Origin of the sequence: Vibrio sp. 10N.222.54.E6, from assembly GCF_041473955.1 — a bacterium.
In the GTDB taxonomy this organism is placed as follows: Bacteria; Pseudomonadota; Gammaproteobacteria; order Enterobacterales; family Vibrionaceae; genus Vibrio; species Vibrio tasmaniensis_A.
The window spans coordinates 1-26,930 of the sequence record NZ_JBFRTD010000037.1 but is presented as its reverse complement, the minus strand read 5'-3'; the positions used below and the strand labels follow the sequence as shown (position 1 = coordinate 26,930).

21 protein-coding genes and 1 other annotated feature are annotated in these 26,930 nt (G+C 43.3%); of the genes, 12 read left to right on the top strand and 9 right to left on the bottom strand.

Features of this window, described 5'->3' with window-relative positions; translation table 11 throughout:
* Nucleotides 1-320: 320 nt before the first annotated feature.
* From clpB to rluD, 3 genes are all read right to left on the bottom strand, one after another.
* Nucleotides 321-2,894, bottom strand: coding sequence for an ATP-dependent chaperone ClpB (gene clpB / locus AB4513_RS20840; RefSeq protein ID WP_102258350.1), 2,574 nt, complete (start codon nucleotides 2,892-2,894; stop codon nucleotides 321-323).
* 142 nt (nucleotides 2,895-3,036) lie between these two features.
* Complete coding sequence (gene pgeF, locus AB4513_RS20835) at nucleotides 3,037-3,771, bottom strand: peptidoglycan editing factor PgeF (RefSeq protein WP_009848468.1); 735 nt, start codon at nucleotides 3,769-3,771, stop codon at nucleotides 3,037-3,039.
* A gap of 8 nt (nucleotides 3,772-3,779) precedes the next feature.
* Nucleotides 3,780-4,754 (bottom strand): 23S rRNA pseudouridine(1911/1915/1917) synthase RluD, encoded by a 975-nt coding sequence (gene rluD / locus AB4513_RS20830; RefSeq protein WP_009848467.1) that lies wholly within the window; start codon nucleotides 4,752-4,754, stop codon nucleotides 3,780-3,782.
* A gap of 137 nt (nucleotides 4,755-4,891) precedes the next feature.
* Here rluD and AB4513_RS20825 point away from each other — a divergent pair, with 137 nt between their 5' ends.
* The 6 genes from AB4513_RS20825 (at nucleotide 4,892) to yjjX (ending at nucleotide 12,598) form a co-directional block, all read left to right on the top strand.
* Nucleotides 4,892-5,620: an outer membrane protein assembly factor BamD gene (locus tag AB4513_RS20825; protein WP_009848466.1), complete on the top strand. Its 729-nt coding sequence runs from the start codon at nucleotides 4,892-4,894 to the stop codon at nucleotides 5,618-5,620.
* Nucleotides 5,621-5,777: 157 nt separating this feature from the next.
* Complete coding sequence (locus AB4513_RS20820; RefSeq protein ID WP_309598818.1) at nucleotides 5,778-7,202, top strand: lytic transglycosylase F; 1,425 nt, start codon at nucleotides 5,778-5,780, stop codon at nucleotides 7,200-7,202.
* 424 nt (nucleotides 7,203-7,626) lie between these two features.
* Nucleotides 7,627-7,962: a ribosome hibernation-promoting factor, HPF/YfiA family gene (gene hpf / locus AB4513_RS20815; protein ID WP_004735034.1), complete on the top strand. Its 336-nt coding sequence runs from the start codon at nucleotides 7,627-7,629 to the stop codon at nucleotides 7,960-7,962.
* 110 nt (nucleotides 7,963-8,072) lie between these two features.
* Nucleotides 8,073-8,194, top strand: a sequence feature (Phe leader region).
* A 12-nt stretch (nucleotides 8,195-8,206) separates the two neighbouring features.
* The gene (pheA, locus tag AB4513_RS20810) at nucleotides 8,207-9,382 is read left to right on the top strand and encodes a prephenate dehydratase (RefSeq protein WP_009848464.1); all 1,176 of its coding nucleotides are present in this window, start codon (nucleotides 8,207-8,209) and stop codon (nucleotides 9,380-9,382) included.
* 353 nt (nucleotides 9,383-9,735) lie between these two features.
* A complete protein-coding gene (locus AB4513_RS20805; protein ID WP_009848463.1) occupies nucleotides 9,736-12,114 on the top strand; it encodes a bifunctional diguanylate cyclase/phosphodiesterase in 2,379 nt (792 codons plus the stop codon).
* Nucleotides 12,077-12,598 (top strand): inosine/xanthosine triphosphatase, encoded by a 522-nt coding sequence (gene yjjX / locus AB4513_RS20800; protein ID WP_009848462.1) that lies wholly within the window; start codon nucleotides 12,077-12,079, stop codon nucleotides 12,596-12,598. Before AB4513_RS20805 ends, yjjX begins: the two co-directional genes overlap by 38 nt.
* Before the next feature lie 117 nt (nucleotides 12,599-12,715).
* Here yjjX and trpR read toward each other — a convergent pair whose 3' ends face one another.
* Together trpR and AB4513_RS20790 are read right to left on the bottom strand one after the other, a co-directional pair.
* Entirely contained in the window at nucleotides 12,716-13,012 is a 297-nt protein-coding gene (trpR, locus tag AB4513_RS20795) for a trp operon repressor (protein ID WP_009848461.1), read from the bottom strand.
* A gap of 172 nt (nucleotides 13,013-13,184) precedes the next feature.
* Nucleotides 13,185-15,134, bottom strand: coding sequence for a transglycosylase SLT domain-containing protein (locus AB4513_RS20790; RefSeq protein ID WP_009848460.1), 1,950 nt, complete (start codon nucleotides 15,132-15,134; stop codon nucleotides 13,185-13,187).
* 263 nt (nucleotides 15,135-15,397) lie between these two features.
* On the opposite strand from AB4513_RS20790, the gene ettA reads away from it, so the two are divergent.
* The 3 genes from ettA (at nucleotide 15,398) to AB4513_RS20775 (ending at nucleotide 18,584) form a co-directional block, all read left to right on the top strand.
* Nucleotides 15,398-17,065, top strand: coding sequence for an energy-dependent translational throttle protein EttA (gene ettA, locus AB4513_RS20785; protein WP_009848459.1), 1,668 nt, complete (start codon nucleotides 15,398-15,400; stop codon nucleotides 17,063-17,065).
* Between the two features lie 90 nt (nucleotides 17,066-17,155).
* Nucleotides 17,156-17,524 carry a PilZ domain-containing protein gene (locus AB4513_RS20780; protein WP_009848458.1) on the top strand — a complete coding sequence of 123 codons (369 nt, stop codon included), beginning with the start codon at nucleotides 17,156-17,158 and terminating at the stop codon, nucleotides 17,522-17,524.
* A 49-nt stretch (nucleotides 17,525-17,573) separates the two neighbouring features.
* A complete protein-coding gene (locus AB4513_RS20775; protein ID WP_017103007.1) occupies nucleotides 17,574-18,584 on the top strand; it encodes a M23 family metallopeptidase in 1,011 nt (336 codons plus the stop codon).
* A 150-nt stretch (nucleotides 18,585-18,734) separates the two neighbouring features.
* Here AB4513_RS20775 and tyrA read toward each other — a convergent pair whose 3' ends face one another.
* From tyrA to nagZ, 3 genes are all read right to left on the bottom strand, one after another.
* Entirely contained in the window at nucleotides 18,735-19,862 is a 1,128-nt protein-coding gene (tyrA, locus tag AB4513_RS20770; RefSeq protein WP_009848456.1) for a bifunctional chorismate mutase/prephenate dehydrogenase, read from the bottom strand.
* 117 nt (nucleotides 19,863-19,979) lie between these two features.
* Entirely contained in the window at nucleotides 19,980-21,053 is a 1,074-nt protein-coding gene (locus AB4513_RS20765; RefSeq protein WP_009848455.1) for a 3-deoxy-7-phosphoheptulonate synthase, read from the bottom strand.
* Nucleotides 21,054-21,299: 246 nt separating this feature from the next.
* Nucleotides 21,300-22,289, bottom strand: coding sequence for a beta-N-acetylhexosaminidase (nagZ, locus tag AB4513_RS20760; RefSeq protein WP_009848454.1), 990 nt, complete (start codon nucleotides 22,287-22,289; stop codon nucleotides 21,300-21,302).
* A gap of 121 nt (nucleotides 22,290-22,410) precedes the next feature.
* Here nagZ and AB4513_RS20755 point away from each other — a divergent pair, with 121 nt between their 5' ends.
* On the top strand, nucleotides 22,411-23,526 hold the full coding sequence (locus AB4513_RS20755; protein WP_009848453.1) for an anhydro-N-acetylmuramic acid kinase: 1,116 nt from the start codon (nucleotides 22,411-22,413) through the stop codon (nucleotides 23,524-23,526).
* Between the two features lie 45 nt (nucleotides 23,527-23,571).
* On the top strand, nucleotides 23,572-24,492 hold the full coding sequence (gene murQ / locus AB4513_RS20750) for an N-acetylmuramic acid 6-phosphate etherase (protein ID WP_032555324.1): 921 nt from the start codon (nucleotides 23,572-23,574) through the stop codon (nucleotides 24,490-24,492).
* 116 nt (nucleotides 24,493-24,608) lie between these two features.
* On the opposite strand, the gene AB4513_RS20745 is transcribed toward murQ, so the two are convergent.
* Nucleotides 24,609-24,959 (bottom strand): DUF2799 domain-containing protein, encoded by a 351-nt coding sequence (locus AB4513_RS20745; RefSeq protein WP_009848451.1) that lies wholly within the window; start codon nucleotides 24,957-24,959, stop codon nucleotides 24,609-24,611.
* Nucleotides 24,960-25,293: 334 nt separating this feature from the next.
* On the opposite strand from AB4513_RS20745, the gene AB4513_RS20740 reads away from it, so the two are divergent.
* On the top strand, nucleotides 25,294-26,787 hold the full coding sequence (locus AB4513_RS20740; RefSeq protein WP_009848450.1) for a carbon starvation protein A: 1,494 nt from the start codon (nucleotides 25,294-25,296) through the stop codon (nucleotides 26,785-26,787).
* Nucleotides 26,788-26,930 lie beyond the last annotated feature (143 nt).

The following is a 26,930-nucleotide window of genomic DNA, read 5'->3' as shown; positions in this document are numbered from 1 at the left end:
CTTGTTGAGCGTTCCTTTTAGTAAGGAGCATCTCTAAGTGGACGGCCATTCTAGCGAATTGGGTTCCAGTGTCAAACACTTTTTCCAGCTAATTTTTCAAAGCATCTTAAATGCTTAATGTCGTCTCGTTACTTAGTTCAAACCGCTTGGTTATCCCTAGCAACGGAGGCGCATTATAGAGAGAATCCCCCTTTGCACAAGACCAAAAACAGAAAAAAATCGCCACAGGCGATCGTTCGGACACTATTCACTCAAAGCGTTCAAAATAGGTACGATTGCGTCTTAATTTCGACTAATCGTACCTATCGTTCTTACCTTGATTATTGGTGAGCAATAATTCGGTCGTTATTCACTAATAGCTGCACTTTCTTATCCGGATTGATTTTCCCCGCAAGTATCGCTTTCGCTAATGGGTTCTCAACACTCTGCTGAATTGCTCTTTTAAGAGGCCTCGCACCATATACAGGATCAAAACCGACTTTAGAAATCAGCCTCAGTGCTTTATCCGATACTTCAAGCTCATAACCATTGTCTTCCATTCGCTTTTTCAAGTGCTCAAGCTGAATAGCGGCAATTGACTCAATGTGCTCTTGGCCTAATGGATGGAACACAACGCTTTCATCAACTCGATTCAAAAACTCAGGTCGGAAATGTTTACCCACCACTTCCATAACCTCATTTTTAATGCCTTGGTAATCCAATGTATTAAAGTTCTCTTGAATACGAGTTGAACCTAGGTTCGATGTCATGATTACCACGGTATTTCTAAAATCGACCGTGCGACCTTGTCCGTCAGTTAATCGTCCATCATCTAAAACCTGCAATAGAATATTGAAAACATCTGGGTGAGCTTTCTCTACCTCATCAAGCAGAATGACAGAATAAGGTTTTCGACGAACAGCTTCGGTTAAGTACCCACCTTCTTCATAGCCCACATAACCAGGGGGCGCACCAACTAAACGAGCGACAGAATGTTTTTCCATAAACTCAGACATATCGATACGCACCATCGCATCTTCACTATCGAACATAAAGTTAGCTAATGTTTTACACAGTTCGGTTTTACCGACACCTGTTGGCCCTAAGAACAAGAACGAACCAATCGGCTTATTCGGATCAGACAAACCAGCACGGCTACGACGAATCGCATTCGATACCACTTCGACCGCTTCCGCTTGACCGATAACCCGCTTATGCAGAACACCTTCCATTTTCAGAAGCTTCTCCTTTTCCGCTTCTAGCATTTTAGAAACAGGAATACCGGTTTGCTTTGAAAGGACATCGGCGATCTCAGCGTCGGTCACCTTATTACGTAATAAGGTCATTTCTTGCATTTCAGCTTGAGTCGCGAGATCTAACTGCTTCTCCAATTCTGGGATTCGACCATATTGCAATTCAGACATACGGTTAAGGTCACCAGCGCGTCGTGCAAAATCCATATCCATTCGAGCTTGTTCTAGCTCTGATTTAATATGTTGCGTACCAGACAGCGCCGCTTTTTCAGCGTTCCAAACTTCTTCAAGCTCTGCGAAATCGCGTTCTTTCTCAGAAAGTTCGCTTTGTAACGTACGAAGCCTCTTTTCACTGGCCTCATCATTTTCATTCGTCAGAGCTTGCTGTTCGATCTTCAATTGAATGATTTTGCGCTCTAACTTATCCAATGACTCGGGCTTTGAATCTATCTGCATTCGAATACTCGAAGCCGCTTCATCAATGAGATCAATCGCCTTATCTGGTAACTGACGATCTGAAACATATCGGTGAGATAGCGTTGCCGCCGCTACGATAGCAGGATCGGTAATTTCTACATGATGGTGGAGTTCATAGCGCTCTTTCAAACCACGAAGAATCGCTACCGTGTCTTCAACGGTGGGTTCATCCACGATCACTTTTTGGAATCGACGCTCCAAAGCCGGGTCTTTCTCTATATATTGTCGGTATTCATCGAGCGTTGTTGCGCCGACACAATGCAGTTCACCACGAGCTAATGCTGGTTTCAGCATGTTACCCGCATCCATAGAGCCTTCGCCTTTACCTGCGCCGACCATAGTATGAATTTCATCGATAAAGAGAATGACATTGCCTTCTTCTTTCGATAATTCATTAAGCACTGATTTTAGACGCTCTTCGAATTCACCACGATATTTAGCACCCGCAACTAATGAGCCCATGTCTAATGAAAGCACTCGTCGGCCTCTTAAGCCTTCAGGCACTTCATTATTGATAATACGCTGAGCCAAACCTTCGACAATCGCAGTTTTACCTACACCGGGTTGACCGATAATGACAGGGTTGTTCTTAGTACGACGTTGAAGGACTTGAATCGTGCGACGAATTTCATCATCACGACCAATCACAGGATCTAGCTTGCCTTGCTCTGCTCGCTCGGTCAGATCAATGGTGAACTTCTCTAAAGCTTGGCGTCTACCTTCCGCATTCGGGTCATCAACCTTTTGACCACCACGAACTTGCTCGATAGCTTGAGATAGTTTTTGCTCAGTAAGGCCTAACTCTTTAAGTAAGTTACCTAGAGATCCTTTGTCTTCTATTGCAGCGAGTAGGAATACTTCTGAAGATATATAACTGTCTTGACGCTTTTGCGCGACCTTGTCACATAGGTTGAATAGCGTTCCCATTGCGTTAGAAAGCTGAACATCACCACCGATACCGCTTACTTTTGGGACTCTGTCTAATATTTCGCTCAATTTAGAACGCAATTGAACAACGTCAATATTCAGCATAGTGAGCAATGGACGAATCGCACTGCCATCTTGATTAAGCAAAGACACCATTAGGTGTACAGGTTCTATATATTGGTGATCACGACCTAATGCGAGCGACTGAGCATCAGATATCGCAATTTGGAATTTACTAGTGAATCGATCGAGACGCATGCCAACCTTCCTACTCTTAGATATGTTTATCTTATGGTTAGAAGATGGATACGGTAACGCAGATTTTCAAGGGATAAGGATGAAGAATAGAGCTGATATGAAAATATAAATGAACTGGATGAGTGGTTATGCTAGTCAGAGATTACTCTAACCAAATAAATGTTGCCTGACGCCCAGTAATACCATCACGACGATAAGAATAGAAAGCATCTGAATCTGCGTATGTACATAGATTCGAATCTGTCACCGAAGTCACGCCAACTTTCATTAATCGTTGAGTCGCAAGTTGAGACATGTTTGCTAACCACTTGCCGGGTTCAGATTTAGCTTTAAATGCTAATTTCGCTTGAGGGTCAAAACGAACAAAAGCGTCCAACACATCGTTGCCCACCTCAAACGCATCTTTACCAATAGCAGGGCCAAGCCAAGCAATGATCTGATTATCTGAATCTAGGTTTGAAAACTTTGCTACGGCATTTTCAAGAATGCCACCAGCAAGACCACGCCAACCGGCATGAACGGCAGCAACTTGAGTGCCTTTGGTATCGGTAAGGATGACCGGTAAGCAATCGGCTGTCATCGCAGAACACACAATCCCCTTTGCAGTGGTAAATGCACCATCCGCATCAAGCACATTCGCCACAGGTTCTAAAACCGTAATGACATCCGTTGAGTGAGTTTGATTTAGCCATACTGGAGCCGTGGGCATCTTAGATTGTTGCTTTAGCCATGTTCGATTACTTTCAACAAGTAAAGCATCATCCCCAACATGCATACCAAGGTTTAACCCTTGATAAGCACCTGTAGAACAACCATCAAAACGAGTCGAAGCAAATGCTTTCACGTTTTTTGGTGCATTCCAGTCAGGGATGATCATTGACACGATTAAATGTCGTCTTCTATGTTTTCGCGAGCATCAACACGCAACGCTTCAGCCATCACAACCATGTCATTTGGCACAGGTGCGTGGAACTCTACTTCTTCACCAGTAATCGGGTGAACAAACTTCAGCATAACCGCGTGTAGCGCTTGGCGATCAAAAGAACGAATCATTGTCGTTAGCTCTTCAGATGCACCTTTTGGAATACGTGCACGACCACCGTACGCAATATCACCTAACAACGGGTGCTGAAGGTATGACATGTGAACACGGATTTGGTGAGTACGACCCGTTTCTAGGCGCAGACGAATACGAGTATGTTCGCGGAAGTGCTCAGCAACACGGTAGTGAGTTACCGCAGGCTTACCCAGTTCATTAACGTCCATTAACGTACGCTTAGTTGCATGACGGCTAATGCCTTTCTCAACCACACCACCAGCGGTCATTTTACCAATAGCAATTGCTTCATATTCACGAGTAATACGACGTTTAGCAAGAGCTCGTACAAGGCGAGTTTGAGCTGGAACCGTTTTAGCCACAACCATAAGACCAGTTGTGTCTTTATCAAGACGGTGCACAATACCCGCACGAGGTACTTCAGCAATCTGAGGGTAATGGAAAAGCAATGCGTTTAGTATGGTTCCATCCGGCGTACCTGCACCTGGGTGTACAACCAGATCGCGAGGTTTATTGATAACCAATAAATCATCATCTTCATAGACAATGTCTAACGGAATATCTTGTGCTTCCCAGCGCTCTTCATCCGCAAGCTCTGCTTGTAAGATGATCGCTTCACCGCCCAAAACTATGGTGCGCGGTTTAGTGATAACTTCGCCATCCACTTGGATTTTGCCGTCAAGAAGCCACTCTTTAATACGAGAGCGAGAAAAATCGGTAAATAGTTCAGCGACAGCTTGGTCTAAACGTTGACCTAACTGGCTGCTTTTTACTGTGTCTGTTAATGTTATCTGCTGAGCCATATCGAACTTTTTTAAAAACCGTGAGACTAATACCCATTAGTATGGATAAAATAGAATAATTGCATCATTGTATCTGTTACTGGTTAGAAAGTAACGGAAGCTTACGAAATATTTAATTCAAGGAATCGACGCCTGACATGAAACACCTTACTTTAACGGGTCTATTAGCCGTATCACTCTTAGTTGGTTGTTCAAGTAGTGAAGAAATAGTACCGGATGTACCGCCATCGGTTCTTTACTCTGACGCCCAAGAATCACTGCAGAGTGGTAGCTGGCTTTCTGCAATCGAAAAGCTAGAAGCCTTAGACTCACGTTACCCATTCGGCGCCTATTCTGAACAAGTACAACTGGATCTGATTTACGCTTACTACAAAAATGATGACTTGGCGCTTGGCCTTGCGACTATTTCGCGATTCCTACGTTTAAACCCAACTCATGAGAAACAAGATTGGGTTCTTTACATGCGCGGTTTAACGCATATGGCACAAGACCGAAACTTCATGCATGATATTTTTAATATCGATCGTAGCGACCGAGATCCAGAGCCAGTGAAACTTGCATTTGCTGATTTCAAACGACTGTTAGAACGTTTCCCTGCAAGCCCATACGCTGAAGATGCACAAAAACGCATGTTCGCACTGAAAAACCGCCTAGCGGAGTATGACTTAGCAACCGCTGATTTCTACCTGCGTCGTGAAGCTTGGATTGCAGCTATAAACAGAACACAAGAGTTACAGAAGACTTACCCTGACACCATTGCTGCACGTAAGTCTTTAGACATTCAATTAGAAGCTTATGAACAACTAGGCTTAGAAGACGCAGTGTTACGAACAGAAAAGTTAATCGAGCTCAATCCACTGCCTTAGTCAGCGAATCACACTCGTCGTTAACTAAAACAATCACTTCAAAATCGCGCTAATTTGTTAGCGCGATTTTTTTTGAACTTCGTCTGGTAAACTTGATGAATGGCAACATAAGCAGTATCTTCAATAGATAACTTTTAACAAAACATCAACATGGAGTGTGGATGTGAGCAGGATGTTATTATTTATCTGGATCGGGTTATTTAGCCAACTTTCCAACGCATTAGAACTGTCCCCATTGAGCAATCAACCTTACATGGGAGACTTAGATGTACTCAAAACAAAAGGAACAGTGAGAGTATTGGTTTCGGCTGATCTGGGCTTTTACTACATAGAAGATGGCAAGCCAAAAGGTATTGTGGCAGAAATGCTCTACCACTTTGAGAAAAGTCTTCGTAAGAAGCACCCCTATCTCAACGTTCAAATCATCCCCGTGCAACGAGATGATCTACTCCCCTCGTTAGAATCTGGTTACGGTGATGTCGCTGTCGCCAACCTAACGATCACCGACAAGCGGTTAAGTGTCATCGATTTTTCCGATCCAATGATCAAAGATGGGAAAGAACTGATTATCACCGGAAAAAATTCTGCCCCTATCACCGAAATCAAGCAATTGAGTGGTCAAGAGGTCTGGATCCGAGCTAGCTCAAGTTACTTCGAGAGTGTTCAAAGAGTCAACAAAGAGCTTAACGCACTAGGTTTACCACCACTGCATGTCCACTTTATCGAAGAATCATTGCAAGACTACGAGCTGATAGAACTAGTTAATCAGGGTTATATACAAGGTACAGTTCTAGATAGCCACAAAGCTAAGCTCTGGCTCGATGTTATGGAAAACATTCAGGTACACACTGAGTTGCCGCTGCGTGAAAATGGTCAAATTGCTTGGGCACTGAGAAAAGACAGCCCTCAGCTAAAGAAAGAGATCAACAAATACGTAAAGACCGCACGAACAGGAACTCTACTTGGGAACGTTATCTATAATAAATACATCGACAACACTCGTTGGTTAGGGCGAGCACTCAACCCAAATAAAGTAGACCGAGTGGCAAAACTGGCAGATGTCTTTGAAAAATATTCGAATGAATACGAATTCGACCCTTTGATGATGTCAGCTCAAGGTTTCCAAGAGTCTGGACTTGATCAAAGCAGGGTTTCTCACCGAGGCGCCATCGGTGTAATGCAGGTGTTGCCAAGTACCGCCAAAGACAAAAACGTCAATATAAAAAACATACATAAGGTGGATAACAACATCCATGCTGGTGTGAAATATATGCGCTTTATCAAAGACCGATATTTTGACGATCCAGCGATATCGCCTGACAATCAAATCTACTTCACTTTAGCTTCTTACAATGCCGGCCCCGCTAAGATAAGAAAGATGCGGAACATTGCTAAAAAAAAGGGTTATAACCCAAATATCTGGTTTAAAAACGTGGAAATCATCACTCGTAAGTACGTGAGTAAAGAACCCGTAACCTATGTCGCCAACATCAATCGTTACTTCGTCATTTACAAACAATTGCAAGCAATCAATGCCATCCGAGAGGACGGTACAGCGAGATTACTGAACACTAACGATTAACTTCGCCCTTAACATCAGAGCTTGAGGAACAAAGGTGTTAGATAAGGTTAAAAACATAAAAGCCGCATAAGAAAACTTATGCGGCTTTTGTTTATCTAATTCTGAAGAAGCTTACGCAGAGAGCTACATCATGATACCTATATCACAAAACACTATTGAGTAAATTTCAATCAAGCACTTTCTATAGGCTGTAGTCCGCCCCTAAAAACTGGTTTAATTTTTAGCGAAGCCTTGCCTCCAACTTATCGTTTTTCATAGGGATAACAAGTATTTTTCGACAAAAAGATATCAAGACTTGCGTGAGATCACATTTGATTTTAATGCTTATCCCACCCAACCAAAACAAGATCTAAATCACATTCTTTATTCCTAAAAGTCGTAATCTGAAGTTAACCCATGAGGGATACAACAGAGGAAAACTTCTATGAAAATGAACATCACTGGTAAAAATATCGACATTACCTCTGCAATCCGTGATCACATAGAAAGCAAATTTAAGAAGCTGGATAAATGGCAAGTAGACATCATTGGCTGCCAAGCGAGCTTTAGCGAAGAACCAAATAAAAAGAAAAAATTTGAAGCCGTTCTAACGGTACCAAAAGGCCAACTTGTTGCTTCATCAATTCATGACGACCTCTACGTAGCTATTAACGAAGTAGAACAAAAACTAGAGCGTCAACTCAACAAGCTGCGCCATAAACCAGAAGCGCGCCGCGCTGAAAAGCCTGAAATCGAAGAGCTAGAAGCTGAAGTAGAATAAGGAAATATGACAGATTAAAAAATAGCGCCTCAGGGCGCTATTTTTTTGCTTGACGCTCGTAGCTCGCTTGCTTATTGTGTTTAAACATTCATAAAACAATCACTTTTTATGCACTCTCACTCTTTGTTTATTTTTGACTTCTTTTTTCTTCCGTAAATCGGAGGCTAAGTCGTTTTAGAAAAACAAGTCAAAAACGAACAAGAAGCCTCCCACACTAGGGGGGCTTTTTTATAAGGACACATTTATGACTGACCGAACAATTTCACTAGATGATATCCGCCTTCGTCTCAATGATTTAGACGACGAACTCCTAAAATTACTTTCAGAGCGTCGTAAGCTGAGTATCGAAGTCGCTAAAAGCAAGGTAGAAACGTCAAAACCCGTTCGTGATGCAGTACGAGAGCAACAACTACTAGTCAAATTGATCAACAACGGTAAAGATAAATACGAGCTTGATGCGCAGTACATTACTAAGTTGTTTCATACCATCATTGAAGATTCGGTTCTGCTGCAACAGTCATACCTGCAAAACCTTGCGAATCCACAAAGCCGTAAACCACTAGCTCGCGTTGCATTCTTAGGTTCTAAGGGATCGTATTCTCACCTTGCGAGCCGTGAATACTTCAGCCGCAAGAATATGGAATTGATTGAGCTGAACTGTAATCACTTCAAAGAAGTCGCATCGACTGTAGAATCGGGCCATGCCGACTACGGTGTACTGCCGATTGAAAATACCAGTTCAGGGTCAATTAACGAAGTCTACGATCTGCTACAACACACAACGCTTTACATCGTTGGTGAACTTTCTCAACCGATTGAACACTGCCTTGTCGCGAAAAATGATATTCGTTTAGAAGACATTAAAACGCTCTATTCGCACCCACAACCTCATCAACAATGCAGTGAGTTTTTAAGCCGCCTTAAAGATGTCAGCCTTGAATCTTGTGCAAGCACAGCTGATGCTATGAAAAAGGTAAAAGATCTAGACGGTGATGATGTGGCAGCGATTGGTAATGCATCGAGCGGCAAGCTTTATGGACTTCAACCAATCCAAGGCAACATTGCAAATCAAACTGAGAACCACACTCGTTTCATCGTGGTCGCTCGTAAGCCTGTTGAAGTATCGACTCAGATCCCAGCTAAGACGACACTCATCATGTCGACTTCTCAAGAAGCCGGTTCTTTGGTTGAAACACTGCTGATTCTGCAACGCTTAGGTATTAACATGACCAAGCTGGAATCTCGTCCTATCATGGGTAACCCTTGGGAAGAGATGTTCTATGTGGATTTAGAAGCACACTTAGATTCAGATAATATGCAGCAAGCGATAACGGAACTAACAGCCATAACTCGTCACCTAAAAGTGTTAGGTTGTTACCCAAGTGAGAACATTAAGGCTACTCAAGTTAAGTTGTCTTAACTTTTTATTATCTGTTCCCCCATTTTAACTGCTATAAGCTTTTCACTAATACAAGCATTTGGCCTACTGCAGGCCAAATGCTAAAAGAAAGTAACTAATGGAATAAAACTCGAACTAAGGAATACGCAAAGTCTGTATACTTAAAAAGGAATTGGTTGTGTTACTGATTCTCACTCCTATCCACTTCAATCACCCCCACCGTACTTAAACACTCATTACTGATAATTTAATCATTAAATACAAAAACTTAAAACCCAAACAAAACTCTTCAAACACAATATAATCGATGGCAAGAACTCTCGAAATAACATAAACTTGCGCGCTAAAATTTATAAACCATGTTGTGAATAACCATGAAGCTAAGTACTAAAATATTACTTGTGATTGCCCCCGTAATACTGTTCAGTACAGCGGCTTCTAGCTATATCATCTATTCCACGCAAAAAAACAGCTTTATCAAACGTGAAGACAATGCACTGCAATTAAGCATGGAAAAATTAGCAGGCTATTTTCAACAGTCTCGTTCTTTCCTCAACAATTACTCCTACACCCTCACCAATAGTGACCTGGTTAAGCGTTATTTTATGGTTGATGAAAATGTCGACCACCAACGTGAACTGACTGATAACCTAAACGAAACGATTAAGTTACTGCAAGATGGTAACGACAGTTTTACAAGGGTCGCGTTGCTTGATAGCGATCGAGCTCTTAAATATTACGCTGACAATACCAATGATCCTTTCGCAAAAATGGATCCCAAGATATTAGAGTTCATTGAGCATCAATATCAAAAAACGTTAGCAACTTCGAGTACGGACTACATACAGAATTCCCAAGGTGAAGGGGTATTAGTTCATTATGATGTTATTGATAAAAAAACAGTTTCGACACCAATAAACGATCCACCCAACAATGTGTTTTTTGTGGTTGTATCTGTCTCTCTTGATAAGTTTAATTCACTACGAAAACAGATAGAGTTCGACTATCAAACTAGTTTGTTTTTTACCCCTACGTTAGTGACACAGGGGCGTGAGTTAACACAATCTATAAAGCTAGCACCTGGCCTCTACGCCACGCTCGATCCTGCACCATTCTTATTAGACAACAAACTCAAATCTATCTGGAATGAACTGAGCCTATCCTTTGCCCTATCTGCATTTGTCAGTGTTACCTTACTGCTGATCCTGCTATCTCGCTGGGTGATAAACCCGATCACCCGTTTAGATAGGCAGCTTCAAGAGGTTGAGAAAAAACAGAGAAAAAACATTGAGCGCCTAGGAACAAATGATGAGTTGGGGCGCTTATCCCAACGCTTTTATGATATGTACCAAGAGTTGGATGACACGTACCAACAGACTAAGTTGTTGGCAGAAAATGATCAGTTGACCCAAATAGCCAATAGGCACCAGTTTCAAACCTTCGTGCAGCAGTCGTTGTCAAAACCTAGTTCGAACACCGAAACCTGGGTTCTCTACTTTGATTTAGATAACTTCAAATTTGTGAACGACAAATACGGGCATCAGATCGGCGACTCGATTCTCGTCAGTTTTGCTCAGCGTATCTCCAATATTTGTAACCACTACAAAACAGAATTAAATGCCCACTGTCTGCCAGCCCGACTTTCTGGGGACGAGTTCGTTGTATACATTAATGCTCCAAATCACCAAGAAAATATCGCACATCGATTTTCGAATGATTTACTCACCCCACTACAAAAGGGGTTTGTCACCGAGTCAGGTAATTTCCCGATTACGGTCAGTATTGGTATTGCGACCCACCCTAATGATGGCGATACAATCGAGAAGCTTCTTTCGAATGCTGATACCGCGATGTATCAAGCCAAACGTGCAGGTAAAAACCAATTCGCAGATTACTCGTTAGACTTAGATAAAACCATTCAGCGTCAAGCCAGTATTGAGAGCGCCCTCAGAGAAAATAATTTTGATGAAGAGTTTAAGCTCGTTTACATGCCTTATATGGACTCAACAGGAAGTTATATTATTGGTGTAGAAGTGCTATTACGTTGGCACTCAAAACACCTTGGTTTAGTGCCACCCGATGAATTCATTCCTATCGCCGAACAAACCGGATTATTTGAAATAATTGATCGCTGGGTTATCCAGAATGCATTTGCTTCATTCCATCAACTTCAAGCTCAATTCGATCACTCTATTCAGCTATCGATTAACTTATCTTCAGCCGGGATTAAAACCACTCACCTTGCTGATTTCATCAAAGAGCATGCGAAAATCAATCAGATTCCGCCCAATTTGATCGATTTTGAAATCACAGAAACCTTTTACTCAAACTCTCAGGGGTTCCCATTACTTAACCAGTTATCATACATGGGCTATAGATTAGCAATCGACGACTTTGGTTCTGGTTACACCTCGATCACTCAACTGGTTCAATATCCAACTCAGAAGATTAAATTGGATAAAACCTTTTTGGACACCTTGATTGAGACAGATAACCAGAACATAGTGAAACCCATTATCGGGCTATGCCATGCTCAAGGGAAAAAGGTCACAGCCGAAGGAATTGAAACTCAATGCATGCATCAGTGGTTACAAGATGCGCAGTGCGATATGCTACAAGGCTATTATTTTGGTAAGCCAATGCCATTAGAAGAGCTGACGGAATGGTACCGACAGCATCAACTCAATTTTATCGATAATAAAAAGAATCAACCACATGAAATCTGTAATCATCGCATCGCTGAATCCAGCTAAAATTAGCGCCGTTAAAAGTGCATTCTTATCGGCTTTTCCTGATACTGAATTTGATTTCAAAGGCATCAGTGTCCCTAGTGGCGTCGCCGATCAACCCATGAGCAACGACGAAACCTATCAAGGTGCGGTAAATCGTGTTTACAACACGATCCAAGCTCAGCCTAATGCAGATTTTTATGTGGGATTAGAAGCTGGAATAGAAAAAAACGTTACCTTTGCATGGATGGTGATCGAAGCAAATGGCCTACGTGGAGAATCGCGTTCAGCAAGTTTGATGTTGCCACCTGCAGTACTTGAAAAGTTAGAACATGCGAACGAGCTAGGGGATGTGATGGATGAAGTGTTTGGCACCGATAATATCAAACAAAAAGGCGGTGCGATTGGCCTACTAACGCATAACCAACTAACACGCAGCTCTGTCTATCATCAGGCTTTAATTTTAGCGCTGATCCCATTTGTGAATCCAGAGCACTTTCCTATCTAGATCTTCGCTAAACTTCGAAAGCCTCAGAGAACAATCACCAGAATTAAAAAACGCTAACATTCAGTTAGCGTTTTTATCGAATTAATAGACACACTACTCAGAGGTTGCTTGACTCAGTTATTGTTTGAGCAAAAGGTCGGCGATCACGGCTTTCTCTTGTTCAGATTTGGCCTTTAGCTCATTTGAGCCTCTGGTTATCGTCGCGACGCCTACTCCCAGCATTTGGCTAACCTGTCGTTGAGACATCTCACCTTTCATCAACTCACAAAAGATGTTAATTCGAGCAACTAAAGCATCTCGCTCGTCTGGTGTCATCATCATGGTCAACAATAGTTCATGCTGATCTTTTTCGACAGCCGTCTTTACCAAGTCCATCAGTTGTTGCCAATTCTCATATTCAGGTTGTGATGCCATATCTCTACACTTACTTTTAAATTCTGACTTTAAAGAGTCGCTTAACGATTGAAAGCGTCGAACACTTTATACCGAAACACTTGATGTGATCCAATGTAAAAAGGCAGTAAGTGGAAATGGTTCGCACTCACTGCCTTTAATATTACTCAGCTTGGAGAAAAATACAGAAAGCTTAGTATTTCGTTTTTGCCTCGTGAGGTGCTAAAAACGTCCCTTTCTCACCCAGGATATCTCGATAGTAAGTCTCAAACATCAAGATATTCTGAACGTAACCACGAGTCTCTTTGAATGGGATCATCTCGATAAAAGCAAATGCATCGAGCTTTTCATCGCTGCGAGATCGCCACTGTTTCACACGACTAGGGCCAGCATTATACGCGGCAAATGCGAAGATGCGGTTATCATCATATTGAGCGAGTAGGCCATCTAAATAATGACTACCTATCTCAATATTCTTACCTACATCATAAAGATCATCGCTGCCCTGGTACTTAATCTTATGTTTGTTAGCCGTGTATTGCGCCGTCTTTGGCATAATTTGCATGATGCCACGCGCGCCAACTGGAGAGCGAGCCTCTGAATCCATCGCACTCTCTTGTCTTGCTAAAGACATCAAAGTAATTGGATCGAGATCGTGCTTCTCGGCATAGAAATTAAACCACCACTTATGAGCGACAGGGAAACGTAACGCAATGTTATCCCACATCTTCGCAGAAATACTCGCCGTTACCGTAAAGTGATTCCATCGCTGTGTCGCAGCATGAGCAGCAAGCATCGCTTTTTGCTCTTTATCTGCATGACTTAATAACCAGCGCCACTCACTCTTTGCAGCCGCTATTTTATCTCGCTCAATCAGCTCACCTATGCGAACCAAAGAAGTGTCGAATGGTTTCACCATTTCTGCACTGTATTTAAGGGTCGACGTTGGATAGCTAACAGGCTTATTTAATTGCTTAGCGGCAGCCACACTATAGAAATTACGCTGACCCAAAATGTCTGACAATCGCTTATTACCTTCAGCAGTATCGCCTAGCGCAATCTCAGCTCTACCCTGCCAATACTGCCAGCGAAGCGAAGCTTGATGTTTACCATCTAAGCGCGCAATCCACTCTTTCAAACCCGTCCAATCGGCATGTTGAATAGCTAAGCGAGCACGTCTTTCCAGCAAAACTTGCTTTGATGAACTCGCGAGCATTTTGTCTCGCCACGCCATCAACTCTTCAGAGTCGGTATTGATCAAGCGGAACGCTAGGTAATCCGCGAGCTCTTGGGATTTTTCTTTCGAAAATTTTTGAGCTTTCACAACATCATCAAAAACCTCTTGAGCGCTGCTTGCGGATTTCCTTACTAGCTTCTCGAAACCAAATTCGGTTTGTGCTTGGTAGAATTCATTCGCTGGGTGCTTCTTAGCAAACGCGAGTACATCTTCAGGCTTGTTGTACAACGCCTTCATCTGCTTCGCTTGAGTAATTGACTCATCATGATCTAATTGCTTAACCAAGTAGCTCATTAACTTACCGTTTCGACTCTCGAACGCTAAAAGCATTCTGTCCAGAATCAGCTGATCCGTTCTTAAGCCCGCTTCATCCCAACTTTCGAAAAGTGAATCACAGTTATCATCAACACCACGGCCACTTAACCAAAGTTGTTTCGCACCTTTAAAGGCGAGATCTTGATTACCTTGTTCATAATTAGCGCGGTAATAGATACATTGATATTTTTCACCAACAGGCTCTTGGGTTTGAAACTCAAGGATCGTCTTCCACTGTTTTTGAGCCGCCAATAAATCTAAATAAGGCGCTCGTATACGATTGGAAAACGGCAGTGCTGTGTTCTCTTCAATAAAAGCATCCACCTCGCTTGGCGTTCGATCACCTAAGCCCAGTAAAAAGGCGCGATAGTCAGTGTAAGGTGTTAACGGGTATGTTTGAATTTTGTTACGAAGTGCTGAATAAGCTTTTAGATCACGGTTGTCTAAAACCTCTTGCGCTCTGTCATAAACATCACGCTGCATTTCAAGCTCGGAAGCATTGCTGGCCATAGCCATTGGAGCCTGTGAAAATGAAAACAAAATTGCCGATGCAGCGACAGCAATTTTCGTATTACCAATGCGGAAAAACATTCGCTCTTTCCTTAGTGCGTGTATGAATACGTGAAGTCTATTTACGCCCGACATCACATCAAATGTAAAGAGTTTGAGTGTAAATATTGTTAATATTTAACACATCGCCTCGAAAGCTTATTAAATATAGTTTTAATGACCAATGTGACAATAATAGGTGAGGATTAGTTCAAGAATGGCTTTTCTGTCCTAGGAGTAACATCTTTGAGGATATTGGTATAAAATAGCAAACAATTTTGAACAATAATTAGGATCGATCGGCAATGGCTGAATACGTATATACCATGTCTCGGGTGAGCAAAACTGTTCCACCTAAGCGTCAAATTCTTAAAGACATTTCTCTTAGCTTTTTTCCTGGCGCTAAAATCGGTGTTTTGGGTCTAAATGGTTCAGGTAAATCTACCCTACTACGTATCATGGCTGGTATTGATACTGATATTGATGGTGAAGCACGTGCACAACAAGGTCTAAAAGTAGGTTACCTACCTCAAGAACCTGTACTAGACGAATCAAAAACCGTTCGTGAAATCGTAGAAGAAGCGGTTTCAGATGTTGCTGACGCACTTAAGCGCATCGACGCAGTATATGCCGCTTACGCAGAACCTGATGCAGATTTCGATGCATTGGCGAAAGAGCAAGGTGAGCTTGAAGCTCTGATTCAGGCGAAAGACGGTCACAACCTAGAGACAGCTCTAGAGCGTGCAGCTGACGCACTTCGCCTTCCTGAGTGGGATGCGAAAATCGAATTCCTATCAGGTGGTGAACGTCGTCGTGTTGCTATCTGTCGTCTACTTCTTGAGAAGCCAGACATGCTGCTTCTTGATGAACCAACCAACCACTTGGATGCAGAATCAGTTGCTTGGCTTGAGCATTTCCTTGTTGATTACAGCGGTACTGTTGTGGCAATTACCCACGACCGTTACTTCCTAGACAACGCTGCAGGTTGGATTCTAGAACTTGACCGTGGTGAAGGTATCCCATGGGAAGGCAACTACACATCTTGGCTAGAACAGAAAGATGAGCGTTTGAAGCAAGAAAAAGCTGGCGAAAGCGCACGTCAAAAAACGATTGAGAAAGAACTTGAATGGGTTCGTCAAAACCCTAAAGGTCGTCAAGCTAAGTCTAAAGCTCGTATGGCTCGTTTTGAAGAAATGACGACTGGCCAATACCAGAAGCGTAACGAAACCAACGAATTGTTCATCCCACCAGGTGAGCGTTTAGGTGACAAGGTACTTGAAGTTAAGAACCTAACGAAGTCATTTGGTGATCGCGTTCTTATCGATGACCTATCATTCAGCATGCCTAAAGGCGCTATCGTTGGTATCGTTGGTGCCAATGGTGCGGGTAAATCAACACTATTCAAGATGCTAAGTGGCGCAGAACAGCCAGATTCAGGCACAGTTGAACTTGGCGAAACGGTTAAGCTTGCTTCTGTTGATCAGTTCCGTGACAGCATGGACGACACAAAAACAGTATTCCAAGAGATCTCTGAAGGCGCTGATATCATTAAGATCAACAACTTCGAAATCCCTGCTCGTGCATACTGCTCTCGTTTCAACTTCAAAGGCAACGACCAACAGAAGATCATCGGTCAGCTTTCAGGTGGTGAACGCAACCGTGTTCACCTAGCGAAACTGCTAAAAGCGGGCGGTAACGTACTGCTACTCGATGAACCAACCAATGACCTTGATGTTGAGACACTACGAGCTCTTGAAGAAGCACTACTTGAGTTCCCTGGCTGTGCAATGGTTATCTCGCATGACCGTTGGTTCCTTGACCGTATTGCGACCCATATCTTAGACTACCGTGATGAAGGTCAAGTTAACTTCTACGAAGGTAACTATACTGAATATACAGAGTGGCTGAAAAAGACTCTAGGTGCACAAGCGGCAGAACCTCACCGCATCAAATACAAACGTATTGCAAAGTAAATAAGCTTGTATTTTGAACAAAGGCCGCGATAATAGCGGCCTTTGATATATCTGGCTTACTATTTACCTATTGATATAGAGAGATTACCTATGCTTGAAAGACGTAAATTTTCACGAGTTATTTATCAAGTTCCGACTGAGATTTCACAAGGACAAGTAAATGTATCAGGCTCAGTGCAAGACCTATCTCTTCATGGTTTACTCATTCAATGTGATAAATTACAGCAACTCAGAACTGACACTCCTGTTCAAGTCAGCTTTAAGCTCGAAAACAGTGATATCAATATTCAGTTAGAAGCAACGATAGTCTCGACCATCAATACCTCAATGCGTTTACGTATAGAGCATTTAGATATTGATAGTATCAGCTACCTTAAGCGCCTTGTGGAACTTAACGTTGGCGACGATGAACTGCTTTATAGAGAGATTGAACACCTTACCGATTTAGGTAATGAGTGACGTCTCCATTCCCCTTTTTCTATTAGAAGCATTTAGTTAATACAGAACCATGTCTAAAAAAGTTTCCATTACAATCCCCTTAACCCAAGGGGATCAGACGTTTTATTTCGGTCGAAAAGCCGTACTACTATGTACTACCGCAATTTTTTCAGTGCCTCTATTGATTGGCGGAGCTGCATACATGCACTTTGAGGGCAAGCAAGAACTCGCCCTACAAGCCGATGATGCACAACAATTGATTGAAACACTGATTGTTGAAAAAGAACAAACCGACTTTCTTTACGCTGAGCAGGTAGAAACCAATCACTCACTGTCTCAAGCATTAACCGAGAAAGAAGGCACTATTCAGTTACTTGGCAAGCGTGTATTTGATGTGGAATCAGTGCTTGGCCTGACCGATGAAGAGCCGCTTACTGATGACGTCTCTTTAGAAGACCGAATTGATGCAGCTGCAGTAGATTCAGCAGTCAGAGCCACAATGTTTCGTTTGATTCCAAATGACAGCCCTATGGCTTATCAACGCATATCATCCTCTTATGGGCGTCGCTCGAACCCTATAACAGGTAAACGCCACGTTCATACTGGTATCGACCTAACATGTAAGCGTGGTGAAGATATAGTAGCGCCAGCTGATGGCGTAATTGAAACCGTGCGCCCAAGTAAGAAAGGCTTCGGTAACTTTATAACTATGCGTCACTCATTCGGTTTCATGAGCTCTTATGCGCACCTACAGAAGTTCAAAGTACGTAGCGGTCAATTTGTGAGTAAAGGCGATGTGATTGCGAGCTGTGGTAACTCAGGTAACTCAACCGGGCCACACTTGCACTATGAGGTACGCTTTCTTGGTCGTTCATTGAACCCTCAATACTTGATGGATTGGACACCTGAGAACTTCAACTACGTGTTCGAGAAAGAGAAAAAGGTTAAGTGGGGTCCATTGGTTCAACTGATTGATAATGTGGTTCGCTTGCAGATCAACCTGACTAACGTGCCTTACATTAGCTCGACCATAGACACCGTATCGAGTGAAGATAGTAAGAAACCTATCACGACTAACTAGTTATTGGTTATTGGTTATTGAGGGATATTGATTTGGCCTATGATGATCTAATTGCTTTTAGCCTACAGTAGACCAAATGCTTTCATAGCATTCAGTACAAACAAAAAGAGCGACCTGATGGTCGCTCTTTTTTATGATTTCAAATCGTAATTAGCCTCGATGAATCGAGTCATGTGCTTGTTTTAGAAGACTTTGGCTCTCTTGCAAGAACTGCTGCGAGTAGTCGCCAAACCAATCACTGACTTGATTAAAGCTATCAACGAATTTAGCTTTATCTTTCCCATCCAAGATTTCCAATGCTTCACCGAAACGACTATGGAAACGTCGAATCATCTCAATGTTCTCATCTGAAGAAAGAATGATATCACCGTACAAGTTCGGGTCTTGAGCAAACAGACGACCAACCATCGCAATCTCAAGTCGGTAGATTGGCGAGCTTAACTTCAGAAGCTGATCAATGTTCGGGTTCTCTTTACTTAGGTGTAAGCCGTAAGCAAAAGAAGTGAAGTGACGGAGAGCTTGAATCAGAGTCATGCCGTGATCGTGTTCCGCAGCATCCATCTGGCAAAGGCTCGCGCCCCAAATACCAAATTGATTCAGCAACCATTGATAGCTTTCAGAACTACGCCCATCACTGTAAACAATCACTTGTTTCGCAAGGCTTGGAACATCAGGACCAAACATTGGGTGTAATCCAACCACAGGGCCTTGGTGCATGTCTAACATAGCTTGTAGAGGCTTTGATTTTATCGACGTCAAATCACAAAGAATACAATCGCTTGGTAGGTTACCCAACTTCGCAATCACACCTTCTGTCAGGTGAATTGGAACCGTTACAACCACAAGGCCAGCATTATCTAAGATCTCATCGGCTTTGTCCCAATCTTGGCTGCCAAGGATTTTCACTTCGTAACCAGAAAGCTTGAACATACGTCCAAACAGACCACCAAGCTGACCATTACCACCAACGATAACCACTGAACGTAACTCTGGGTTAAGGCACTTAAAACCAGAATCTTTTTCACTGGCATAAGACTCACGCATCGTACGACGTAAAATATCTTCGATTAACTGCGGTGGTACTCCTATTTTCTCGGCTTCTTGACGACGAGATGCCAACATTGCGGCTTCACGTTCCGGTACATAAATAGGTAAACCATGTTCACTTTTTACTTCACCGACTTTCTCCACTAGAGCCAGTCGTTGAGCCAGTAAATCCAACATTTGTTTATCGACAGCATCGATTTGGTCGCGTAATTCGTTCAGTTCAACGGCCATTTTATTCCTTACTCATCTATAAGCCCGTGCCAATCTAAAAGCCCGCACTGATGCAGGTTCGTTAGCAACAGATCTTAAAATGCCCCATTAGATGAGGCACTTAAATTTAAACTCTGACTAACCTTTCAAGCGGTTCTCTAAGAACGGGACTAATTCCGTATGTGCACGTTTCAATAGTGCCTCAGTTGAATCCCAATTGATACACGCGTCGGTAATAGATACACCGTATTTCATCTCATTGAGAGGTATATCTGAAGATTGGTTTCCTTCGTTAATATGGCTCTCAATCATCAGGCCGATAATCGACCTATTACCTTCACGAATCTGATGGATGACATCTTCAGCCACCAGCGGTTGACGACGGAAATCTTTACGAGAGTTCGCATGACTACAGTCGACCATTAGTGCCGCCTCTAAGCCAGATTTACCCAGCTCTTGCTCACATTCGTGTACCGATACTGAATCGTAGTTCGTCTGCTTACCGCCACGTAAAATTACGTGACCATTTGGGTTACCTTGCGTCGTTAGTAGTGCGACTTGACCTTCACGGCTGATACCCATGAAACGGTGGCTAGAAGAAGCCGCCTGCATTGCATTGATTGCAGTACCTAGATTGCCATCCGTACCATTCTTAAAGCCGATTGGCATTGAAAGACCACTCGCCATTTCGCGGTGGGTTTGTGATTCAGTCGTACGAGCGCCGATTGCTGCCCAGCTGAATGTATCTGCTAGGTATTGCGGGCTGATTGGATCTAGCGCTTCTGTTGCTAGTGGGATTTCCATCTCAGCGAGTTCAACAAGTAACTCACGACCAACATGCAGACCATGCTCAATATCGAACGTACCATCTAGATGTGGGTCATTGATCAAGCCTTTCCAACCAACAGTGGTACGAGGCTTCTCAAAGTAAACACGCATTACAATATACAGTTGGTCGCTAAGCTGCTCAGATAAAGCTTTTAAGCGTTTCGCGTATTCTTTCGCAGCTTCAATATCATGGATAGAACATGGGCCACATACTACAAGCATGCGATGATCTTTCTTATGAATAATGTTTGCTATAGTTTGACGAGACTCTTGAATGAAACGACGAGCATTATCACTCAAAGGCAGTTTTGCTTTTAACTCCTCAGGAGTAATCAGTACCTGTTCGTCGATGATATTGACATTGCTTAATTCACTTTTCTGCATAACTCAACCTGTATATTTATTTTTACACCCACAATTTCCATTTGGGCTGACAATCTTTAAAAACACAATAACAGCTACAAAAACGATTGCAAGTGTAAACAATAAAAAACATTTACTGTAAATTAAAACTTACACATCTTCTTTAATTCACTCTGATACACAAACCAGCTTAAACTGCACCTCACACATACAAAAAAGGCGATATTTCTCATATCGCCTTCTTCAAACTTATAGAGTGTTTATTTATCACCCAGCGTTTAACATTCGCTTAATTTGCTCTGAGGCCTCTTTCCATCGACTATCCGAGTGAAGCGTCGATAAATCAAAGCAGTGCTTTTTAAGCAATGAGTTGGCTAAAGGCACCTCTTGAATCGCTAAATGATCAAGAGCCTCAATTTGTGCATCTCGCTTATTACACATCAGCACCATGTCACAGCCAGCATTCAAAGCTGCTTTCGCTCTGTCTGCTGGTCCGCCCATAATGGCCGCGCCTTCCATCGTTAAGTCGTCAGAAAAAACTAAGCCTTTGAATCCAAGCTGCTGCTTCAATACTTTCTGCAACCAATACTCAGAGCCGCTCGCTGGTTGATCATCATAGTGAGAGAAAACCACGTGTGCTGGCATCATGGCATCCAATATTCCGGCTTCAATTTGCGCCTTGAAAATGGCCATGTCTGTTTCAAAGATATCATCTCTAGGATCGTAAGGCGTTTCTAAGTGCGAATCAGCAATTACACCGCCGTGTCCTGGGAAGTGCTTCCCTGTTGTCGCCATTCCAACCGATTTCATGCCTTTAATAAAAGCACTGCTGTGGCGAACGATGGTATCAATATCTTCACCAAACGCTCGGCTACCAATCGCTTTACAGTCGTGACCTTTATCTAATACAGGCGCAAAGCTCAGATCGATATCATGGGCAATCAATTCCGCCGCCATCAACCAACCGGCTTGTTCTGCTAACTGCTCACCATTATTCTTAGTCGCGAATTCTTGAGCGGCAGGGATAATTGAAAAGCCATCGCGAAAGCGCTGAACTCGGCCACCTTCTTGGTCAACGCCAATCAAAATAGGACGTTTCGCGACCTTGCGGATCTCTTTATTTAACGCCGAAAGCTGTTTGCTATCGTGGTAGTTTCGAGCGAATAAGATGAGACCACCAACGGTTGGGTGCTCTAAAATTTCTCTGTCTTCAGCTGTCAGTTCGTAGCCCGCGACATCTACCCACAACGGTCCCATATTTATCCCTTATTAAACCTAATTTCATAAACTTCCCGAGATTATTCTCTTTAAATTTGCTTTACAATGTTTTTAAACCAATCTTTGGAAGACTTTAAGAATGCAGTGCAAGAGCTTAGGAATGGATCGTAAAGAACTGTATATCGGTGTGATGTCGGGGACGAGTATGGACGGTGTTGATACCGCCTTAGTTTCGATTGAAGATTCGCGCATCACATTGCTCGCTCATGATGAGTTCCCAATGCCTGATGATCTCAAAGCGCGTCTGCTTGAAGTTTGTATTGGTCAGAAAACGGATTTGATTGCCATTGGCGAACTAGACCACCAGCTTGGTCATCTATTTGCTGATGCTGTTCTGCAACTTCTCGATAAGTCAGGTACGCCTGCATCTTCTGTGACTGCGATTGGGAACCATGGCCAAACAGTATTCCACCAGCCAACCGGTACTTCGCCATTTACCATGCAGTTGGGTGACGCTAATATCATTGCCGCTAAAACAGATATTCAAACTGTTGCCGACTTCAGACGCAAAGACATGGCGCTTGGCGGACAAGGTGCGCCATTAGTCCCCGCGTTTCACCATACGATTTTTCACCCGCGAGACAGCTCGGTTGTAGTCTTGAATATTGGTGGTATCTCGAATATTTCAGTACTGCGCCCGAATCAGCCTACTCTTGGTTATGATACAGGCCCGGGCAATATGTTGATGGACGCTTGGGTTGATACGCACACGGGTGAGAAGTTTGACCGTGATGCGCAATTCGCACTTAAAGGTCAACTCAATCAAGCCTTGCTCGAACAGTTATTAAATGAATCTTATCTATCTCAAATGCCGCCGAAAAGCACTGGCAGGGAGCTATTTAATCTACCGTGGTTAGAGCAACAATTAACAGAATTTAAAGACCTTGCGGCAGAAGATGTTCAGCACACACTTTGTGAATACACTGCATTGACGATAGCGAATGAAGTGGAGACTTATCGCTTGGGTAACCAACCTGCGCTCTATGTGTGTGGCGGGGGTACGAGAAATCCACTGTTGATGAAGAGACTGTCTGAACTGCTTCCTGGCTGGGAGGTTGAGTCAACCACCAGTAAAGGCGTTGATGCCGATTATATGGAAGCTATGGCCTTTGCGTGGCTTGCTCAACGTCATGTTCATCAACTGCCAAGCAATTTACCAGAAGTGACTGGCGCGAGCAGAGCGGCCTCTCTAGGCGTTCTCTATCGTGCTGACTAAACAACTTTAGAACCATCATTTTAGAATCACCATTTAAGGATCATTATGAGTAACGACGCTCTCATATCAGCGCTCTCGCACCTCGTTTCGGAGGGGAGAAACCCTGACACTATGGATATTGATCTACTCACCTCTCTCGAAGTGGTTGAAAAGATTAACCAACAAGACAAACAGGTACCACTGGCGATCGAAGCCGAATTACCACTGATCGCGAAAGCGGTTGACAAGATCGCTCACGCCTTTCAAAACGGTGGCCGACTGATCTATATGGGTGCAGGCACCAGTGGTCGATTAGGTGTATTAGATGCCTCAGAGTGCCCTCCGACTTTCGGTGTTTCAGACAAAATGGTTATCGGCTTAATCGCTGGCGGACCAGAAGCGATTTTAAAAGCCAAAGAGGGAGCGGAAGACTCGCTGACTCTCGGTATTGAAGACCTGAAAGCCATTCAATTTACAGAAAACGATGTCGTGGTAGGCATTGCAGCCAGTGGCCGTACACCTTACGTGATTGGTGCGCTCAACTATGCGAATCAGATTGGTGCGGTGACGGTTGCGCTGTCTTGTAACCCAGGCTCTCCAATTGCTGAGATTGCTCAAATCGCAATTAGCCCAGTGGTTGGCCCAGAAGCATTGACTGGTTCAACACGACTCAAATCAGGGACAGCACAAAAGCTGGTGCTTAATATGCTCACCACTGCGAGCATGATTCGTATTGGTAAGAGCTATCAGAACCTGATGGTCGACGTAAAGGCGACCAACGAAAAACTGGTTGCCCGCGCAGCTCGTATCGTAATCCAAGCAACTGAATGTGATAAAGCCCTTGCAGTTTCGACACTTAAAAACACCGATTATGATGTGAAGCTATCTATTTTAATGATTCTGACAGGGCTAGATTTAGAACTGGCCAAGGCTCAACTTGATCAACAAAATGGCTTCTTGAGAAAAGCGGTCGAGAATAATCAGTAATCTCAATTCTGTTTGTAGCTTCTCATTTAGAGAGTGACTTTAACGACATACAACAAGACCAGTACACATGCAGTACTGGTCTTTTTTAGTTTTAATTTGTTATCGCTAGCTTGGGCTTAATAGTCGTTTGAGAACTCATCCCAGCCACGTTGCCATTCCATACGGAAACGTTGAGCGTCTTCCGTACCAGAACACACGCCTTCATACACCTGACCAGATAAACCAATTTGATAAGCATGGTTCGGATTACAATATTCCGTCACACCTAAATGGTAACCTTCTGTATAGCTAGCTTGATCGACTCCGCCAAGCTCGGCCATATCTGAATAAGAACGCTGAGTGTGGCCTTTGATACCATCACGATAGCCAATCTCTTGCCAATTGCCTTCGGCCGCTAAATCTTGAACATTGGCGCTGCATCCTGCAAGGCTAAATGCCACGGCGAATAATGCGATTATTTTTTTCATTTCAATCCTTTATATTGTTACTTCATCACTTTCTGACGAAGCGCTGCCTTTGTGGCGATTCTCCGCTGAACACTGACTGATGTCCACTTATGTCTGTTATCTGCCGTTGATATTTATTGATTACCGCTTAAAGCTGATAAGTCACCACTAACTAGAAGCATGACACTTCTCAACACCAGTAACCAACCGCTCCGCAAAGGTCACAAACCACTAAACCGGTTATAACACCACTTAATTAGCTATTCGACCACTCACTCCAGTAGCGGAAGTTTCTTCTCATACACTCCTTTAATATACACCCTGACTTAATTAATACATTCAGGGATAACAAATTATGATGTGGTTTCTTACCTGTGTTGCAGCACTCATTGGTGGCTACTTTATTTACGGTGCCTTTATCGAAAAGATATTCGGTGTCAATGAAAAGCGTCAAACACCCGCTCACACCAAGCAAGACGGCGTGGACTACGTTCCAATGTCAACACCAAAGGTTTACCTAGTTCAGCTGCTTAACATTGCAGGCGTCGGTCCAATCTTCGGCCCTATCATGGGTGCTCTTTACGGCCCAGCAGCAATGCTTTGGATCGTTCTAGGTTGTATCTTCGCAGGTGCAGTACACGACTACTTCTCAGGTATGTTATCTATCCGTAATGGTGGTGCTTCGGTTCCAACCATCACTGGACGTTACCTAGGCAATGGCGCAAAACACTTTATGAACATCTTTGCCATTGTTCTACTGCTTCTTGTTGGTGTGGTATTCGTTTCTGCTCCAGCAGGCATGATCACTAACCTCGTCAACGACCAAACTGATTTCGCAATGTCTGCAACAACCATGGTTGTTATCATCTTTGCTTACTACATCATCGCAACGATTGTCCCTGTCGATAAAATCATTGGCCGCTTCTACCCACTGTTCGGTGCACTACTTATCTTTATGTCTGTTGGCCTAATCACTGCGATTGGTCTATCTGACGAGCACCAAATCATGGGTGGCTTCGAGATGAAAGACATGTTCACCAACATGAACCCGAATGACCTACCACTTTGGCCTGCTCTATTCATCACTATCGCTTGTGGTGCTATCTCTGGCTTCCACGCAACTCAGTCTCCTTTGATGGCGCGTTGTATGGAAAACGAGAAGAACGGTCGCTTCGTATTCTACGGTGCAATGATTGGTGAAGGCATCATCGCTCTAATCTGGTGTGCGCTTGCTCTGTCATTCTTCGGTTCAGTTGAGTCTTTATCTGACGCGATTGCAAACGGCGGCCCAGGTAACGTGGTATACAGCGCTTCATTTGGCCTACTGGGTGTATTTGGCGGTATCCTTGCTTTCCTTGGCGTGGTTATCCTACCTATCACTTCTGGTGACACAGCGTTCCGTTCAAGCCGTCTTATCCTTGCTGAATACTTCAACATGGAACAGAAGACACTGCGTAACCGCCTACTGATGGCTCTACCACTGTTCGTTATCGGTGGTATCCTGACTCAAGTAGATTTCGGTATCATCTGGCGTTACTTCGGTTTTGCTAACCAATCAACAGCAGTAATGATGCTGTGGACGGCTTCAGCTTACCTACTTCGTCACAATAAACTGCACTGGGTAACAACGGTTCCAGCTGTGTTCATGACTTCTGTGTGTATTACATTCATCCTGAACAACAGTCAGCTAGGCTTCGGTCTGCCAATGCAGCTTTCAACCATCATCGGCGTAGTGAGTGCATTCGGTATCGCAGCTTACGTTATCAAAATTTCAAAAGGCAAAGGCGATATCGACCTTGCTGATGAAGAATCAGAAAAGGAAGCAAAGCCCGTAACAAAAACAGCTTAGCTTTCCCCGAAACATTCTCACTCTTCATAGAAAGAGGAGAATAAGAAAGCCAAAAACACTTCGCTTGTTCCACCACATCTTTGATGAACTGGAATCTAAGATCAAAGCCCATCATGTATGATGTAATGCCGTTCGGATAAGCA

Bases quoted from the DNA above. Each gene is read 5' to 3' on its own strand.
- AB4513_RS20755 (WP_009848453.1), top strand. From the start codon at position 22,411: ATGGATCGTAAAGAACTGTATATCGGTGTGATGTCGGGGACGAGTATG.
- rluD (WP_009848467.1), bottom strand. From the start codon at position 4,754: ATGGCTCAGCAGATAACATTAACAGACACAGTAAAAAGCAGCCAGTTA.
- tyrA (WP_009848456.1), bottom strand. From the start codon at position 19,862: ATGGCCGTTGAACTGAACGAATTACGCGACCAAATCGATGCTGTCGAT.
- yjjX (WP_009848462.1), top strand. From the start codon at position 12,077: ATGAAATCTGTAATCATCGCATCGCTGAATCCAGCTAAAATTAGCGCC.
- hpf (WP_004735034.1), top strand. From the start codon at position 7,627: ATGAAAATGAACATCACTGGTAAAAATATCGACATTACCTCTGCAATC.
- AB4513_RS20745 (WP_009848451.1), bottom strand. From the start codon at position 24,959: ATGAAAAAAATAATCGCATTATTCGCCGTGGCATTTAGCCTTGCAGGA.
- AB4513_RS20825 (WP_009848466.1), top strand. From the start codon at position 4,892: ATGAAACACCTTACTTTAACGGGTCTATTAGCCGTATCACTCTTAGTT.
- AB4513_RS20775 (WP_017103007.1), top strand. From the start codon at position 17,574: ATGTCTAAAAAAGTTTCCATTACAATCCCCTTAACCCAAGGGGATCAG.
- ettA (WP_009848459.1), top strand. From the start codon at position 15,398: ATGGCTGAATACGTATATACCATGTCTCGGGTGAGCAAAACTGTTCCA.
- nagZ (WP_009848454.1), bottom strand. From the start codon at position 22,289: ATGGGACCGTTGTGGGTAGATGTCGCGGGCTACGAACTGACAGCTGAA.
- clpB (WP_102258350.1), bottom strand. From the start codon at position 2,894: ATGCGTCTCGATCGATTCACTAGTAAATTCCAAATTGCGATATCTGAT.
- AB4513_RS20740 (WP_009848450.1), top strand. From the start codon at position 25,294: ATGATGTGGTTTCTTACCTGTGTTGCAGCACTCATTGGTGGCTACTTT.
- trpR (WP_009848461.1), bottom strand. From the start codon at position 13,012: ATGGCATCACAACCTGAATATGAGAATTGGCAACAACTGATGGACTTG.
- AB4513_RS20790 (WP_009848460.1), bottom strand. From the start codon at position 15,134: ATGTTTTTCCGCATTGGTAATACGAAAATTGCTGTCGCTGCATCGGCA.
- AB4513_RS20805 (WP_009848463.1), top strand. From the start codon at position 9,736: ATGAAGCTAAGTACTAAAATATTACTTGTGATTGCCCCCGTAATACTG.
- AB4513_RS20780 (WP_009848458.1), top strand. From the start codon at position 17,156: ATGCTTGAAAGACGTAAATTTTCACGAGTTATTTATCAAGTTCCGACT.
- pheA (WP_009848464.1), top strand. From the start codon at position 8,207: ATGACTGACCGAACAATTTCACTAGATGATATCCGCCTTCGTCTCAAT.
- pgeF (WP_009848468.1), bottom strand. From the start codon at position 3,771: ATGATCATCCCTGACTGGAATGCACCAAAAAACGTGAAAGCATTTGCT.
- AB4513_RS20765 (WP_009848455.1), bottom strand. From the start codon at position 21,053: ATGCAGAAAAGTGAATTAAGCAATGTCAATATCATCGACGAACAGGTA.
- murQ (WP_032555324.1), top strand. From the start codon at position 23,572: ATGAGTAACGACGCTCTCATATCAGCGCTCTCGCACCTCGTTTCGGAG.